Here is a 14,377-nt window from a genome sequence, read left to right on the forward strand (position 1 = left end):
CCGCCCCGTCCCGCACCCCCCCCCCCCCTCCCACCTCCCCCCCTGGGTGGCGTGCGCCCGCGCCCCCCGCCCCCCGGGCGCCCCCCCGGCCCCGCGGGGGGCCCCACGACCCCGCGCCCACCAGCGCGCTGTTCGGCGACGGCCTCTCCCCGTACCTGCGCATCGACCTGCCGTTCATGCGCTGCGCCGGGGACGACCGGGAGGCCGTCGAGGCCCTGGACCGGCTGATGGCCGAGCTGACCCGGGTCCAGCAGGAGGTCGTGGTCGGCCCCGGCACCCTGCTGGTCGTGGACAACTACCAGGCCGCGCACGGCCGGCGCTCCTTCAAGGCCCGCTACGACGGCACCGACCGCTGGCTGAAGAAGATCACCGTCAGCCGCAACCTCCGCCGCAACCTGGCCGGTTACGCCCCCGACCGGCACCGGGTCATCGTCTGATCCCGAGGGCCGGGCCCCGGCTCCGCACCCCGCACCCCGTACACCGCACACCCAGCCGGGACCCGGTCGCTCCGGCGGCCGGGCCCGGCGCCCCTCGAAAGGCCCTCTCCCCATGCGCACAGTCATCGTCTCCGGCGCCTCCAGCGGCATCGGGAAGGCCACCGCCGAGCGGTTCGCCGCCTCCGGCGACCACGTGGTGAACCTCGACGTCAGCAAGCCCGGGGCCCCGGCGGCGGACCTGGACGGCGGTCCCGGCACGGTGAGCTTCCTTCAGGTCGACGTCGCCGACTGGCAGGCGGTCAAGGAGGCCGTCGACGCCGTGCACGCCGCCCGGGGCGGCCTCGACGTGGTGATCGCCAACGCCGGCATCAGCATCCGCAGCAGCGTGCTGGAGCTGACCGAGGCCGACGTGCGGCGCGCCGTCGACGTCAACCTGGTCGGCGTGCTCGCCCTGTGGCGGCACTCGGCCCCGTACATGCTGGCGCAGGGCCACGGCGTGCTGCTCGCCACCGCCTCGGTCAACGGCAGCCGCGGCTACCCGCTCTACGCGCCGTACAACGCCACCAAGGCGGGCGTCGCCTCGCTCTGCCAGACCTTCGCCATGGAGCTCAGCCCGCTGGTGCGCACCGCGTGCGTCACCCCCGGCGCCGTGCTGACCCCGATGCAGCGCGCCGAGTACACCGACGCGATGCTCGACGAGGTCAACGAGCGCATCCCGGCGCGCCGGCACGCCTCCCCGGAGGAGATCGCCGGGGTCTTCCACTTCCTCGCCTCCGACCAGGCGACGTTCGTCACCGGCCAGGAGTTCGTGGTGGACGGCGGCGAGACGGCCGGCGCCACCACCGCGTTCTTCCCCGGCCCCCTCGCGCCGCAGCCGCGGCCCGACCAGGACGCTCCCGAAGGCGGCAAGTGACCATGGACACCCGTCCCGTCCAGGACCCCGACGAGCTGGACCGGATCGACCTCGCCGATCCCGTGCTGCACGCCACCCGCGACCTCACCGAGGTCTGGCGCCACCTGCGCGACGACGCCCCGCTGTACCGGCACCGCGAGACCGGACGCGGCGAGGGCTTCTGGGTCGTCACGCGCAGGGAGGACATGGAGACCCTCTACAAGGACAACACCTCGTTCACCTCGGCGCACGGCAACATGCTGGAGACGCTGCAGGCGGACAACGACTCGGCGGTCGGCCAGATGCTGACCGTCACCGACGGCCCGGACCACACCGCGCTGCGCGGCATCCTCACCCGGCCGTTCACCCCGCGCGCGCTGACCGCCACCGTGGAGGCCGCGCGCAACGGCGTCCGGCAGCTGGTCCTCGAAGCCACCAAGTCCGAGCAGTGCGACTTCGGCCGGGACGTGGCCGCCGACATCCCGCTGGCGGCCATCTGCGACCTGCTCGGCGTGCCCCAGGAGGACCGCCCCAAGCTGATCCCGATGACCTCCGGCGCACTCGCCGCCACCGACGGCTCGCCGTCCGAGGAGGGCACCTGGGCGGCCCGCAACGACCTGCTGCTGTACATCTCCGAACTGGCCCGGCTGCGCACCCGCGAGCCGGGCGAGGACGTGGTCAGCGTGCTGGTCGAGCAGAGCGTCGGCGACCGCCGGCTCACCCGCGAGGAGGTGATCTTCAACTGCTACAGCATCATCATCGGCGGCCTGGAGACCACCCGGCTCGCCATGGTCGGCGGCGTGCACGCGCTGGCGCACCACCCCGAGCAGTGGGAGGCGCTGCGCAGCGGCGCGGTCTCCACCGACGCCGCGGTCGAGGAGATCCTCCGCTGGACCACGCCCACCCTGCACAGCGGTCGGCGGGCCACCGCCGACATGCTGCTGCACGGCGAGTTCATCGAGGCCGGCGACATCGTCACGATGTGGAACGGCTCCGCCAACCGGGACGAGCGGGTCTTCGACGCGCCGGACGAGTTCCGGCTGGACCGCGGCAACGCCAACAAGCACCTGACCTTCGCCCACGGCCCGCACTACTGCATGGGCGCGTACCTGGCGAAGGCCGAGCTGGCCGGGATGCTGGACGGACTGAAGGAGCACGTGGCGGAGATCCGCCCGGCCGGGGAACCGACCCGGGTCTACTCCAACTTCCTCAGCGGCTACGCCACCATGCCGGTCACCCTCGTGCCCAACTGACCTGCCGGGAAAGGTGGATGACGGAAGGGGGGGGCCGCCCCCGGGGGGGGCCGCCGTCCGGGCTGGCCCCCGCGGCCCCCCCCCGCCCCGCGGCGGCCCGCCCCCCCGCCCCCCACTCCCCCCCCCCCCGCCGCCCCCCCCCGCCCCCAAACCCCCGGCGGGCTATGGGTGTTGCCGGCCGGGGGCCCCCCCCCCGGGGGGCGCGCCGCCTTCCGTCGTTCCCCGCGCTTCCCGGCCTGCGCCGGGCGCGCCGTCCCCGCGCTCCCGGATCAGCCCCGGGCACCGTGCTCCAGCACGGCCTCCAGGCCGAAGTAGCGCCGGCTGACCCGGCACTCCTCCATGACGGCCTCCAGCCCCGGCAGGTACGCCTCCCGCTCGTCCAGCACCACGTCCCGGTCCAGGCGCTGCAGCAGCCGCCGCAGCACCAGGACGAGCCAGCCGGCGTCCGGCGCGGCGCCCCGGTTGTGCAGCCAGACGTGCACGCAGGAGGACGCGGCGTGGAAGACGCAGTGGTCCTCGGCGGTGCGCGAGCCGGCCACCGAGGACGCCTCGATGCCGTGCTCGGCGACGCGGCCGTACAGCGCGGCCCGGCGGCGGTCCAGCTCGGCCACCACCCCGGCCAGGTCCTCGGCCTGGCCCGGCGGGCACTCGGCCGCGGCGACCCGGGCCAGCTCGGCCACGGCTGCGCCCCAGCCCCGGGTGATCTCGTCCTGCCCGTTGGTCGCCAGGACCAGCCTGTTGCCGTCCGGCTCCCAGACCGGCGCCTCGGCGGAGAGGTCGAACAGCCGGGCCAGCAGCTCCCCGGAGCCTTCGGCGGGCCGGTCCGCGAGCGGGGCCAGCGCGGCCAGCTGGGTCGCGATGTTGAACAGGTTGACGTGCGTCGTGCCCTCGAAGATCGAGGTGATGCAGTGGTCCCGGCGGATCTTCTGGAAGGCGCCGGAGGCGACCAGTTCGCGCAGGTAGCTGCGCGCGGCGAGGACCTTGGACATCTGCTCCAGGGTCTCCTCGCCGATCACCGGCACCAGGTACTTGACCACGGAGGACCACAGGGCCAGCCGCGCCGGCGCGAGGGTCAGGGCCCGGGCCACCGGGATCGCCACGCAGTCGGAGACCAGCAGGTCCAGGTGGGCGTCGACGAGGTGCTGGCGGACCACCGGGATCCGGTGGATCGCGGCGCCGTACAGCCTGCGCTCGTGCGCGTAGTCCAGTCCGATCCGCAGTGCGGCGTCCATGCTGCCCAGCGACATGCCGCCGATCGCGGTGCGGGTGATCTGCAGGGTGCGGACGGTGTCGATCATCGCGCGGCCGGGCCGGCCGATGACCGCGCCGGCGGCGGGCACCCGGGCGGCGGTGAAGCGGACACCGCTGACGTCGTGGCCGCGCAGGCCCAGGGCGCGGACGATCGGCTTCGGTTCGATGCTCTCCGGGTCCAGTTCCTGCCTGTCGACCAGCAGCAGCACCGGTCCGCGCGGGCCCTGGGCCAGGACGGTGTAGAAGCGGGCCCGGTTGCCGTTGCCGACCGGCCACTTCTCGCCGTCCAGGACGTAGTGCTCGCCGTCGAGGACGGCGGTGGTGGCCGTGGTGGTCAGGTCGCTGCCGACCTCCGCCTCGGAGATGCCGAAGCACAGCTTGTCCCCCGCGGTCACCGCCTGGGCGACCCGCTTCCGCTGCTCGGGCGTCCCCCACAGCCACACCGGCTGGCAGCCGAGCATGCTGGAGCCGAACATCACGGCCATGGTGAGGTTCCGGCGCGCCAGCGAGCGGGTCACCGCCAGGACCGACTCCAGGTTGAGCATCCGCCCGCCGGCCACCTCCGGGACGAGCCGCTCCGGCAGCCCCCAGTCCAGGAGCAGCCGCTCCGCGCCCGGCGGGACCTCGTCGAGTTCCTCGTGCTCCACGACCTCGGCGAAGGAGAACGGACCGGACGGGTCCAGCGGGTCGCCCAGCAGCCCCTCGAACTCGGCGGTGAGCTGCCGGGTCGGACGGGGAACGGAATTCGGCTCCATACGACTGGCTCCTGTGCACGGGATTGCGGAACGTCCGGCGGTGTTCCGGTGCAGTGTCGCCAGGGGGACTCCCGCTGTTCCAGGCAGGGGCGCAGGCAACTCGTCATGCCTGCAAGTTGCCCAGTGAGTGCCTAGGTTTTCGCGTGACTCCCGCCCGAGAGTGTCCGTGTGGCAGTACGTCAATCCGAAGGGGCCCGGCGGCGATGACTACCGAATTCCACGACGAACGGGAAACCGTGCTGTTCACCCTGGACCGGACCAGGGAGAGTCTGATGGAGGTCGACGCCGCGTTCAAGGCCAATCTCAACTGGAACTACGGCGAGCGCAACAATCGTCTCTGGGCGCTCTACGAGAAGAGCAAGATCGCGCAGTGGAACGCCGCCACGGATATCGACTGGAACCACGAGGTGCGGTTCGGCGCGGTCCTGGACGAGGGGCAGAGCACCGGACTGCAGAACTTCCGCGGAGCGGGCAGCCCGGTTCCCGAGGAACTGATCAACCAGTTCCGCTGGGAGTACCTGTCCTGGATGATCAGTCAGTTCCTGCACGGCGAACAGGGCGCCCTGGTCACCACCGCCCGGCTGGTGGAGACCGTGCCCGACATGGAGGCCAAGATCTACGCGGCCGCCCAGGTCGCCGACGAGGCGCGGCACGTCGAGGCGTACGCCAAGTACATCGACGAGAAGCTGCGCAACTCCTACCCGATCAACCCGGGCCTCAAGTCGCTGCTGCGCGACCTGTTGTCGGAGTCCGACTGGGACATCGTCTACCTCGGCATGCAGGTGATCGTCGAGGGCCTCGCCCTGGCGGCGACCCGGCTGGCGGGCACCGGCTTCGGCGAGCCGATCATCACCCAGATCACCCGGATGATCGCCCGCGACGAGGCGCGGCACATCGGCTTCGGCGTGGTCTCGCTCACCGGGATGTACGAGCAGATGAACAGCAAGGAGCGCGCGGCGCGGGAGGAGTTCCTGCTGGAGTCGATCTTCCTGATGTCCCGCCGCTTCCTGCTGCGCGAGGTGTGGGAGCGCATGGAGCTGGACGTCGAGGCCGGCATCACCTTCGCCATGAACGACCCGATGATGTTCGGCTACCGCCAGCTGCTGTTCCAGCAGGTGATCCACATCCTGCGGCAGGTCGGCCTGCTCAGCCCGAAGCTGCGCGACCTGTTCCTGAGCGAGCAGCTCGCCAAGCCGGAAGCCTTCGTCGGCATCAACTGACCGCAGGCACCGACACCGAACGACCCGCGGGACGGACCCGCCGGCGGCCCGGACACGGGGGAGTGCCGTGCCGCCGGCCCGTACGGCGCGCGGCCCGCACCAGACCGCCGTCACGAGAACGACCGGAACGAATCGGAGGGGCCGCGTGCCTGCGCAGCGCGACGACGTCGTCATCACCGGGCTCGGCGCCACCACGCCGCTGGGCGGCGACGCCCGGTCCACCTGGAAGGCACTGCTCGACGGGGTCTCGGCGGCGGTCGCGATCACCGATCCCTGGGCCGAGGACCTGCCGGTGCGGATCGCCGCCCCGGCCGCCGTGGAGCCGGCCCCGCTGATCGACCGGGTCCAGGCCCGGCGCACCGACCGGTCCGCGCAGTTCGCGCTGCTCGCCCAGCGCGAGGCCTGGCAGGACGCGGGCTTCGACGCGGCCGCGGGCGCGCCGGGACACCCGGAGTCCGAGCGCCTCGCGGTGGTCATCGGCAGCGGCATCGGCGGCCTGAGCACCCTGCTGCCGGCCCACGACCTGATCCGGGCCGGGGACACCCGCCGGGTCTCGCCGTTCACCCTGCCGATGCTGATGAACAACGCGGCGGCGGCGCTGTGCGCGCTGGAGCTCAACGCCACGGCGGTGGCCCACGCGCCGTCGACGGCCTGCGCGGCGGGCGCCGACGCGATCGCGGCCGGGCTGGACCTGATCCGCCTGGGCCGGGCCGACGTGGTGGTGGCCGGCGGCACGGAGGCGGTGATCAACCCGATGGCGATCACCGCCTTCGCGGCGATGAAGGCGCTGTCCCGCAACAACGACGCCCCGGCCTGCGCCTCCCGGCCCTTCGACAAGAAGCGGGACGGCTTCGTCCTGGGCGAGGGCGCGGCCGTGCTGGTGCTGGAGTCCGGTGAGCACGCCCGGCGGCGCGGTGCCCGGATCTACGCCGAGTTCGCCGGGGCCGGGTCGAGCGCCGACGCGCACCACATCACCCGCCCGCACCCGGAGGGCGAGGGCATGGCGCGGGCCATCCGGCGCGCCCTCGCGGACGGCGGGGTGGAGCCGGCCGAGGTCGGCCACGTCAGCGCGCACGCCTCGTCCACCTCGGTGGGCGACGCGGCGGAGGCGCTGGCGATCAGGAGCGCGCTCGGCGGCGTGCGGCCGGCCGTGTCGGCGGTGAAGTCGTCCGCGGGGCACCTGATCGGCGCCTCCGGCTCGTTGGCCGCGGTGGCCACCGTCCTGGCCCTGCACCACCGCACCGCACCGCCCACCATCAACGTGGACGACCTGGACGACGCGATCGACCTGGACGTGGTGCGGGTGACGCCCCGCCCGCTGCCCGCCGGGCCGCTGGCGGCGCTCACCCAGAGCGCGGGGTTCGGCGGGCACAACACCGTGCTGGCCTTCCGCGCCGGGGCCTGAGCCGCCCTCCCGGGCCCGCTCGGCCGCGGAGCCCGGGTCCGCCTCCGCCGGACGGGCCGTCGCCCCCGAACGGGCCACCGCCCGCGACACGTCACCGCCCCCGGACGGGACACCGACTCGGGACACGTCACCGCCCCCGGGCCAGGCGGATCCTGGCCCGAGGGCGGTGACGCGGCGTCGGATCGGTGGTGGTGGCTCTCGGTCAGGACGCCGGCGGCCACTCGCCGCCGAGCGGGACGACGATGGACTCCAGGTGGTCGACGGTCGGCAGGGCGCCCTCGCCCTCGTCCAGGAGTTCCCGGACGAGCTCGACGATCTCGTGGACGGTCTCCAACGACGAGGCGCGCTCCTGGGGGAGGCTGTCGAACTCGAAGACGTCCTCAAGGGTGAGGCCCAGCTGGACCATCGCGAGCGAGTGGTAGCTCAGTTCGCTGACGAGCTTGGTGTCCGGACCGATCCGGTCCTTCTTGGTCGGTGCGATGAGGAGGACCAGCTGGCTGATCACGTCAGGGATCTGGTCGGAGGCGATGTCGGTCATGCATGGATCGTCGCCGCGCCGGGGTCCGACATTCCAGGCATCCGCTCCGGCAACGACTCGGCAAGATCGAACGTTCGGTGACCGGACCACCCCCGGGGGTGACGGATTGCCGTCGGTTTGCCTGGAGATCGGTCCGGTCCGCCCCCTATGCTCGGTGTCATGGACACCGGTGTTCCGGCGACTTCGTCGTCAACTCCCTGGATCGTCGGCCGTGTTGTGGCGTCGCCGACCCGGCTGCGACTGATCTGCCTGCCGCAGGCCGGTGCCGGCGCCGGGGCCTTCGGCAGCTGGCGCGCGCACCTGCCGGCCGGGGTCGAGCTGGCGCCGGTGGAGCTGCCCGGCCGCGGCACCCGGTCCGAGGAGCGGCTGCCCGACTCGCTGGAGGAGACCGCCGAGCAGCTGGTCGCCGCGCTCGCCGGGGAGTTCGAGGTCCCGTTCGTGCTCTTCGGCCACAGCCTGGGCGGACTGATCGCCCATCAGGTCACCCTGCTCCTGGAGCGGCGGGGCGGCCCGCTGCCGCTGGCGACCGTCGTGGCGGCCGCGCGCGCCCCGCACCTGCCGCCGGCGGAGAAGCTGTCCGAGCTGCGCGACGTCGAACTCCTGCGCTGGCTGGTCGGGCAGGACGCGATCCCGCGCGAGCTCTTCGCGTACCCGGACTTCCTGCGCACCGTGCTGGCCGGGATCCGGAAGGACTTCACCCTGGCCGACGCCCACGTCCTGCCGGCCCCCGACCCGGTGCGCACCCCGTTGCACGTCCTCGGCGGCGTCAAGGACACCGTGGCGCCCGCCGAACACCTGCACCACTGGTCCGCCTGCGCGGCGGGGGAGTACTCGCTGGCCGTCCTGGAGGGCGGCCACGACTTCCCGCGCACCGCCCCGGACGCCGTGGTGGCCTCGCTCAGAGACCTTCTGCCACAAGGCACTTGGCCCGACCATCACCCTTAACACCACTGAGGTGGCTCAATGACGCTGTTGGCATCCTGGGGATCCCTGGCCGCTCAGCACTCGCCCTCGGACGACACGACGTTCGCGATTCTCAACGTGGCGTTCATCGTCCTGATCACGGCGATCGTCCTCGTCTCCCAGTTCAGCGTCCGCGACGTCAGGGCCCAGACCTTCCTGTGGGTCGCGATGCTCGTGCTGCGCGGTTTCCTGCCGCCGGGCCCGGCCGAGGCGACGACGACCAGCATCGTCTTCCTGGTCGTCGGCCTGGCGTTCTCGCTGGTCTTCGGCTACTACCGCGGTCTGACGATGCCCATGTGGCGCGACCAGACCGGCCGGCTGCTGCGCAAGGGCGGCCGGACCACCGCCAAGCTGTGGGTGGCGAACCTGGCCGAGCGGCTGATCGTCGGCGGCGTCGAAGTGGTGTTCTTCCACGGCCGGTTCAACGGCAACGGGGTCTGGCTCGGGGTCGGTGTGACGCTGGCCGTCCAGCAGGCCGTGATGATGCGCCGGGCTCCCGGCATCACCGAGGTGCGGCCCACCGGCCCCGGGTACACGATGCCCGCGGCCGAGGGCAGCGACGCCCGCGCGAACTGATCACGCGCCGTGTTCACCGCGCGTAGCGCGACGGTGCTCCGGGGCCCGCGGCCCCGGAGCACCGTCGCGTGCCGTCAGTCGGCGAGCGGCTCCAGCTCGAAGATCACGCTGTCCGCCGGGGTCACCACGCGGTGCGCCTCCACCAGGCGCCAGCCGCCCTCCTCGAACACCCCGTTCCACTCCTCCAGGGTCGGCAGGTAGGCACCCATCATGCGGTGCGCGACCTCGAAGCCCAGGGTGAAGACCGGGATCTCGGAGTCCGGGATGTCGGTGGTCATCGCGGTGTCGCCGAGCAGGAAGCGCTTGACGTTCGGGAACGCCTTGCGCAGCCCGCGCAGGGAGGCGATGCAGTTCTCCCGCGGCCAGAAGTCGTGGCCCATCAGGAAGGAGGTCAGGAGATCGACGTCGGCGAACTCCGGGTGCGGCTGCGGGTTGGTGGCGTCGTCCTTGACGAAGGACACCCGGCCCTCGAAGCCGGCCTCCTTGGTGGAGGCCCGGGCCACGCCCAGCGCGCCCTCGGCGATGTCGATGCCGAGGCCGGTCGCGTTCGGGTTCTCCCGCAGCACGCTGATGATGCGCTCGCCGCTGCCGCAGCCGAGGTCGGCGATCTTGCCGAACTCGCCCACCGAGCCCAGGGCCTTCTTGAACACCGGGTCGAAGAAGTTGGCGTTGATGTCGCGGCAGGCGATCGCGATGGCAGCGGAGTCGCGGCGGTAGAAGTTGCCGACGCGGTTCTCGTTCTTCAGTACGGCCGGCATGTCGGCGAAGAGCGCCGCGCAGCCGCGGGACAGCCAGTGGTAGAACGCCTTGGCGCGGTAGACCTCGGCGAAGTTCACGTCGCTGACGATCAGGGCGCCCTGCCGCTGCACGATGCGGACGCTGGCCAGGGCCTGGAACATCCCCTCGACCGCGAACTGGTCGAGGTCGTTGCGTTCGGAGAACTCGGCGACGTCCAGCTTGTCCTGGTCCGCCAGTTCGTCGAGCGCCCCGACCTCCCAGGCGGCGCCGATCGCCGAGGAGGCGACGGTAGCGTTGAAGATGTCGGAGGCGGTCATTCTCGCAGCTCCGAGCACGAGGTTGTCGGTCACGTCCTTGTCCCCTCTAAGGAATGGAATCCGGCAGGCCGGACGGGAGGTCCGGCCGGGCTGGTGGTGATCACGGGCGCCGGGCGAGCAGGATCCGGTGCATCGGGGTGTCGACCAGCGCCGTCCTCACCAGGCCGGCCCGGTCGAGCCATCGGTCGTAGTCCGCCAGGGAGAAGGAGTCCCCGCCGCCGGTGACGAGCATCGACGCGGCGAACAGGCGGAAGAAGCGGTTCTGGATCGACTGGGCGTCGGTCTCGTCGTCCACGATGTGGTCGACGATCGCGACCACGCCGCCCTGGCGCACGGCCTGCGCCGCCCGCCGCATGAGCTCCTCGGAGCCCTCCGCCGTCTGCAGGTGGAAGATGTTCACCAGCAGGACCATGTCCTGGCCGGTGTGCCAGTCCTCGGTGAAGAAGTTGCGCTCCACCGGTTCGAACCGGTCCTGCACGCCCAGCCGCTCCGCCTGCCCGCGGGCGATGGGCACGATCCGCGGGTGGTCCAGGCCGGTGGCCCGCAGTCCCCGGAAGCGCTGCAGGAGCAGCTGGCTGTAGATGCCGGTGCCGCAGCCGACGTCCAGCATCGTCCGGTCGGCCTCGCCCTTCCAGCCCTCCTCCTCCGCCAGGAGGTTGGCCAGCGACTCGACGATCGGCGGTGCCCAGAAGTTGATGCCGCGGGCCACCTGCTCGTAGTCCTCGGCGGACAGCTGGTTGGCCTGGTAGTCGCCGTCGGCGCCGCGGGCGGGCCGCTTGACGATGTCGGCGAGGTTGCGCCAGACGTCCCAGCCGATGGCCCGGTCGTAGCCGATCCGGCCGGCGAGGCTGTAGAGGCCGCCGGGCAGCAGGCACTCGGCCATGCCGTCCACCAGCCGGTAGGCGTCCTGATCGTCCTCGGTGCGCTCCCGCTGGACGATCTCGTAGCAGTACAGGCCGTCGAGCAGCACCCGCAGGCCGTGCGCGTCGGCGTCCAGCCGCTCGGCGAGGTCGGCCGGGGTGGCCGGGCCGTCCGCCAGGGCGACGAAGACACCGAGGTCGAATGCGGCCTCGATCATGCCGGGTGCGAACATCGCGATCAAGTGTTCGTAAACGCGATGTGACGCCCGGACGACGGCGCCGTCCCGGGGATCACCGATCAGTTTGGAACCGTCCACCAGGGGCGCCACACCGGTGTCCGACAGCGGGGTGTTCTCGTCCGACGTTTCGTCGGTTCTATTGTTGCGGAGGGAGGAGTCTATCGTGGTCATCGATCCCCATTTGCGCTCATGGCATTTCGCCGGGCAGTGCTGGATGAACCGCAGAGGCGTTTTCCGGAATGGCCGGAACGGCGAACCGGTCGATTCGATCGAATGATCGCCCGACGGCCGGGCCGGCCCGGAATGGATTCCGGGCGCGGCAGTACGGCCGGCGTGGACGGAGAACGCCCCGACGAGCGGACGGTGTGAGTGTGGGTCGGCCTCAGGCCGGAATGGCGTTGACGTACTCGCGCATCATCCGGGGGACCCGGTACGCGTACTGGTGGCCGCGCTTCACCTGGACGACGGAGAAATCCACGAGGTCGGCCAGCACATCGATATTGCGGGAGGGCTCCCGGCCGCCGTCGACCGGCTCCTGCCGGACGTCGTCGATGGAGAATTCATCGGGAAAGCGGGAGAGCTGTCTGAGGGCCCGGCGCTGCCGGTCGTCGAGCAGCCCGTAGGCCCAGGCCAGGCTGCGGTGCAGCGAGCGGTGGTGGGACAGTCCGCCCACCTCGTCCTGTCCCAGGATCGGCAGGACCTGGCACTCGTCCACCAGGACGTGCAGGGGGACCGAGCGCATCCGGAAGGCGGCGTTCTCGATGGCGAGGGCGAGGCCGCCCAGCCGCCGGCAGAGCTCGACGACCTGCGGCATCTGGTCGCTGAGGTCCAGCGTGGGGACGACCGAGTGCACCCGGCGGCAGAACAGCTCGGCGGCGGGCGGGCACCCGTAGCTGCCCTCGGGGTAGTCGACCGACAGCGGCGACACCTCCCACAGGTCCGCCGGGATGGAGGCCGGTGCCCGCAGCGAGGTGATCAGGATGTGGAGCGCCGGGTGCCGGTCCAGCAGCATCCTGACCTGCCTGGTCACCGCGCCGATGACGTGCTCGGCGTTGTCGATGACGACCATCATCTGCAGCTCGGGGTTGGTCCTCGGGTCCCGGTCGTAGCCGTGCAGCAGGGTGTCGAGCGAGCGCTGCACCTCCGCCGAGGCCGCGGCGGCGTCGACGCTCTCGGGGGTCACCGAACCGAGTTCCAGGACCACCACGCCGTCCCGGAAACGGTCGAGCAGGTGGGCGGCCGAGTCCAGGGCCAGGCGGGTCTTCCCGACGCCGGCCGGTCCGGTGAGCACCAGCGGCCGGCCCGGCCGCAGGGTGGTCACCACGTGCAGCAGGTCGGCCTGGCGCCCGACGGTGATGTCCGTCTTGGGGCGCAGCCCCTGCCACCGGGCGTTGTCCGGAACCTCGACGACGTTGGTCAGCAGACCGGGTTCCAGCCGGGAGGACAGCATCCCGGCCGGGGCGCCCGCATTGGCAACGTGGGATATCAGGGTGTCCTGGCTGGTCGCCGCGGACAGCAGGGCGCCGACCAGGAGTTCCACGGAACTGCGCCGCGGATTCTTGATGGCGCCGGTTTCCAGATTGCGAATGGTGCGCACACTTACATTGGAATGCTCGGCTAACTGCTCCTGGCTCCAGCCGACCATCTTCCGTTGGGTTACTAACATGGAGCGAAGCTGATTGTTGTCCATTCCCCCGCGCTTCCTGCTGTTGTGAGCAGAATCCAAGTCAGAACTTAACACGCCGATGCGGCGCCAATCACTCCAAAACGATCACGGTCGGCCGCGCGGTCATGGTGGAGCCCATGCGAGAGCACTCGTGCCGGACCCGGGCCGTAATGTGTCGGAACCGTGGAAAAATGAGTCGAGGACGTGGTGGTGGTTTGTCGCTGCTGCTCGGGAGCGGTCTTTGACGGTGAGGTGACCACAGCCCGATAGGCTACTCAAGCTACGTGCGAACGAGTGTACTACGCGGGCTATTTCTGCGAACCTGCCGCTACGCTCGATTTGCCCCGTTTGGCACCGGCAACTCGTCGGCGCTTCCGGCAATTTCCGGCTGTTCTGCCGAGAGAATGCAGGCATTATCGGCCAGGGTGGCCGAATCCCGCTGCCCCTTCCCGGCCGCGATCGGCCACCGCGCTGACGCGCCGTCACCCGACGGCCGCCCGCCCTTGACACGGCATACTCGTTCACCTGCGCACGTCGCAGTGGATACCTGGTGGAAACCTGGTTGAGACCGCCCACAGCCGAAGGATAAGAAGAGGAAATGACAACGCTCAAGGAGCAGCTGCACGAGGACCTCACGGCTGCCATCAGGGACCGGGACGAGCTGCGGTCGTCCACCATCCGGCTCACGCTGGCCGCCGTCACCAGCGAGGAGGTGGCGGGCAAGCAGAAGCGCGAGCTGTCCGACGCCGAGGTGCTGAAGGTGATCGGCCGCGAGTCGAAGAAGCGCCGGGAGGCCGCCGAGGCCTTCGACGGCGCCGGTCGCACCGACCAGGCCGCCCGGGAGCGGGCCGAGGGCGAGGTGCTGGCGGGCTACCTGCCCAAGCAGCTCTCCGACGAGGAGCTGACCGCGATCGTGGCGGCCGCCGTCGCCGAGACCGGTGCCACCGGCCCGCAGGCGATGGGTGCCGTGATGAAGCTGGTGAAGCCGCAGGTGGACGGCCTGGCCGAGGGCGGCCGGGTCGCCGCCGCCGTGAAGGCCGCGCTGTCCTGACCGCGGACGGCCCGGGGCCGTCGGGTCAAGCCGGCTCTGGCCGGAATCGAGCGGCCCCGTAGGGCCTGCTGACGGGCTCCCGCGGCCCCGACGGCCCGTCACCCCGGCAACACGCCGAAGGGGGGGGGCGCGCACCCCCGGGGCCCCCCCAGGCGACTGGAGGCGGGCGGGGGGCCGCGGCCCGGCGCGGGCGGGGGGCGCGCGTGGGCGCGCGCC

General features: G+C 71.9%; 13 protein-coding genes. 8 read left to right on the plus strand and 5 right to left on the minus strand.

The features are described 5' to 3' along the window. Positions 1-176 precede the first annotated feature (176 nt). The 3 genes from ACFV0O_RS27735 to ACFV0O_RS27745 all read left to right on the plus strand — a co-directional run bounded on the left by ACFV0O_RS27735 (position 177) and on the right by ACFV0O_RS27745 (position 2,582). Positions 177-437 carry a TauD/TfdA family dioxygenase gene (locus ACFV0O_RS27735; protein ID WP_380346327.1) on the plus strand — a complete coding sequence of 87 codons (261 nt, stop codon included), beginning with the start codon at positions 177-179 and terminating at the stop codon, positions 435-437. A gap of 112 nt (positions 438-549) precedes the next feature. Further along, entirely contained in the window at positions 550-1,350 is an 801-nt protein-coding gene (locus ACFV0O_RS27740) for an SDR family NAD(P)-dependent oxidoreductase (protein WP_380346328.1), read from the plus strand. A gap of 2 nt (positions 1,351-1,352) precedes the next feature. Further along, a complete protein-coding gene (locus ACFV0O_RS27745; protein ID WP_380346330.1) occupies positions 1,353-2,582 on the plus strand; it encodes a cytochrome P450 in 1,230 nt (409 codons plus the stop codon). A 269-nt stretch (positions 2,583-2,851) separates the two neighbouring features. Here the strand turns inward: ACFV0O_RS27745 and ACFV0O_RS27750 are convergent, their stop codons facing one another. Next, positions 2,852-4,588 carry an acyl-CoA dehydrogenase family protein gene (locus tag ACFV0O_RS27750; RefSeq protein ID WP_380346332.1) on the minus strand — a complete coding sequence of 579 codons (1,737 nt, stop codon included), beginning with the start codon at positions 4,586-4,588 and terminating at the stop codon, positions 2,852-2,854. A gap of 203 nt (positions 4,589-4,791) precedes the next feature. Between ACFV0O_RS27750 and ACFV0O_RS27755 the strand changes: the two genes are divergently transcribed. Continuing rightward, on the plus strand, positions 4,792-5,808 hold the full coding sequence (locus ACFV0O_RS27755) for a ferritin-like domain-containing protein (protein WP_380346334.1): 1,017 nt from the start codon (positions 4,792-4,794) through the stop codon (positions 5,806-5,808). A 145-nt stretch (positions 5,809-5,953) separates the two neighbouring features. Next, positions 5,954-7,213 (plus strand): beta-ketoacyl-[acyl-carrier-protein] synthase family protein, encoded by a 1,260-nt coding sequence (locus tag ACFV0O_RS27760; protein WP_380346336.1) that lies wholly within the window; start codon positions 5,954-5,956, stop codon positions 7,211-7,213. 202 nt (positions 7,214-7,415) lie between these two features. Here ACFV0O_RS27760 and ACFV0O_RS27765 read toward each other — a convergent pair whose 3' ends face one another. Next, positions 7,416-7,751 (minus strand): hypothetical protein, encoded by a 336-nt coding sequence (locus tag ACFV0O_RS27765; protein WP_360253625.1) that lies wholly within the window; start codon positions 7,749-7,751, stop codon positions 7,416-7,418. A 216-nt stretch (positions 7,752-7,967) separates the two neighbouring features. Here ACFV0O_RS27765 and ACFV0O_RS27770 point away from each other — a divergent pair, with 216 nt between their 5' ends. Then, a complete protein-coding gene (locus tag ACFV0O_RS27770; RefSeq protein WP_380346339.1) occupies positions 7,968-8,696 on the plus strand; it encodes a thioesterase II family protein in 729 nt (242 codons plus the stop codon). 18 nt (positions 8,697-8,714) lie between these two features. Continuing rightward, the gene (locus ACFV0O_RS27775; RefSeq protein ID WP_360253621.1) at positions 8,715-9,290 is read left to right on the plus strand and encodes a hypothetical protein; all 576 of its coding nucleotides are present in this window, start codon (positions 8,715-8,717) and stop codon (positions 9,288-9,290) included. Between the two features lie 74 nt (positions 9,291-9,364). Here the strand turns inward: ACFV0O_RS27775 and ACFV0O_RS27780 are convergent, their stop codons facing one another. The 3 genes from ACFV0O_RS27780 to ACFV0O_RS27790 all read right to left on the minus strand — a co-directional run bounded on the left by ACFV0O_RS27780 (position 9,365) and on the right by ACFV0O_RS27790 (position 13,134). Then, complete coding sequence (locus ACFV0O_RS27780) at positions 9,365-10,378, minus strand: methyltransferase domain-containing protein (protein ID WP_380346341.1); 1,014 nt, start codon at positions 10,376-10,378, stop codon at positions 9,365-9,367. Positions 10,379-10,445: 67 nt separating this feature from the next. Continuing rightward, the gene (locus ACFV0O_RS27785) at positions 10,446-11,615 is read right to left on the minus strand and encodes a class I SAM-dependent methyltransferase (protein ID WP_380346343.1); all 1,170 of its coding nucleotides are present in this window, start codon (positions 11,613-11,615) and stop codon (positions 10,446-10,448) included. Positions 11,616-11,826: 211 nt separating this feature from the next. Continuing rightward, entirely contained in the window at positions 11,827-13,134 is a 1,308-nt protein-coding gene (locus ACFV0O_RS27790) for a helix-turn-helix domain-containing protein (RefSeq protein WP_380346345.1), read from the minus strand. Between the two features lie 574 nt (positions 13,135-13,708). Between ACFV0O_RS27790 and ACFV0O_RS27795 the strand changes: the two genes are divergently transcribed. Next, positions 13,709-14,161 carry a GatB/YqeY domain-containing protein gene (locus ACFV0O_RS27795; RefSeq protein ID WP_360253616.1) on the plus strand — a complete coding sequence of 151 codons (453 nt, stop codon included), beginning with the start codon at positions 13,709-13,711 and terminating at the stop codon, positions 14,159-14,161. Positions 14,162-14,377 lie beyond the last annotated feature (216 nt).

The organism is Kitasatospora sp. NPDC059577, assembly GCF_042735475.1.
Lineage (GTDB): Bacteria > Actinomycetota > Actinomycetes > Streptomycetales > Streptomycetaceae > Kitasatospora.

Excerpts from the sequence above, each read along its gene's own strand:
- ACFV0O_RS27735 (WP_380346327.1), top strand. The coding sequence starts at position 177 with ATGCGCTGCGCCGGGGACGACCGGGAGGCCGTCGAGGCCCTGGACCGG.
- ACFV0O_RS27740 (WP_380346328.1), top strand. The coding sequence starts at position 550 with ATGCGCACAGTCATCGTCTCCGGCGCCTCCAGCGGCATCGGGAAGGCC.
- ACFV0O_RS27745 (WP_380346330.1), top strand. The coding sequence starts at position 1,353 with ATGGACACCCGTCCCGTCCAGGACCCCGACGAGCTGGACCGGATCGAC.
- ACFV0O_RS27750 (WP_380346332.1), bottom strand. The coding sequence starts at position 4,588 with ATGGAGCCGAATTCCGTTCCCCGTCCGACCCGGCAGCTCACCGCCGAG.
- ACFV0O_RS27755 (WP_380346334.1), top strand. The coding sequence starts at position 4,792 with ATGACTACCGAATTCCACGACGAACGGGAAACCGTGCTGTTCACCCTG.
- ACFV0O_RS27765 (WP_360253625.1), bottom strand. The coding sequence starts at position 7,751 with ATGACCGACATCGCCTCCGACCAGATCCCTGACGTGATCAGCCAGCTG.
- ACFV0O_RS27775 (WP_360253621.1), top strand. The coding sequence starts at position 8,715 with ATGACGCTGTTGGCATCCTGGGGATCCCTGGCCGCTCAGCACTCGCCC.
- ACFV0O_RS27785 (WP_380346343.1), bottom strand. The coding sequence starts at position 11,615 with ATGACCACGATAGACTCCTCCCTCCGCAACAATAGAACCGACGAAACG.
- ACFV0O_RS27790 (WP_380346345.1), bottom strand. The coding sequence starts at position 13,134 with ATGGACAACAATCAGCTTCGCTCCATGTTAGTAACCCAACGGAAGATG.
- ACFV0O_RS27795 (WP_360253616.1), top strand. The coding sequence starts at position 13,709 with ATGACAACGCTCAAGGAGCAGCTGCACGAGGACCTCACGGCTGCCATC.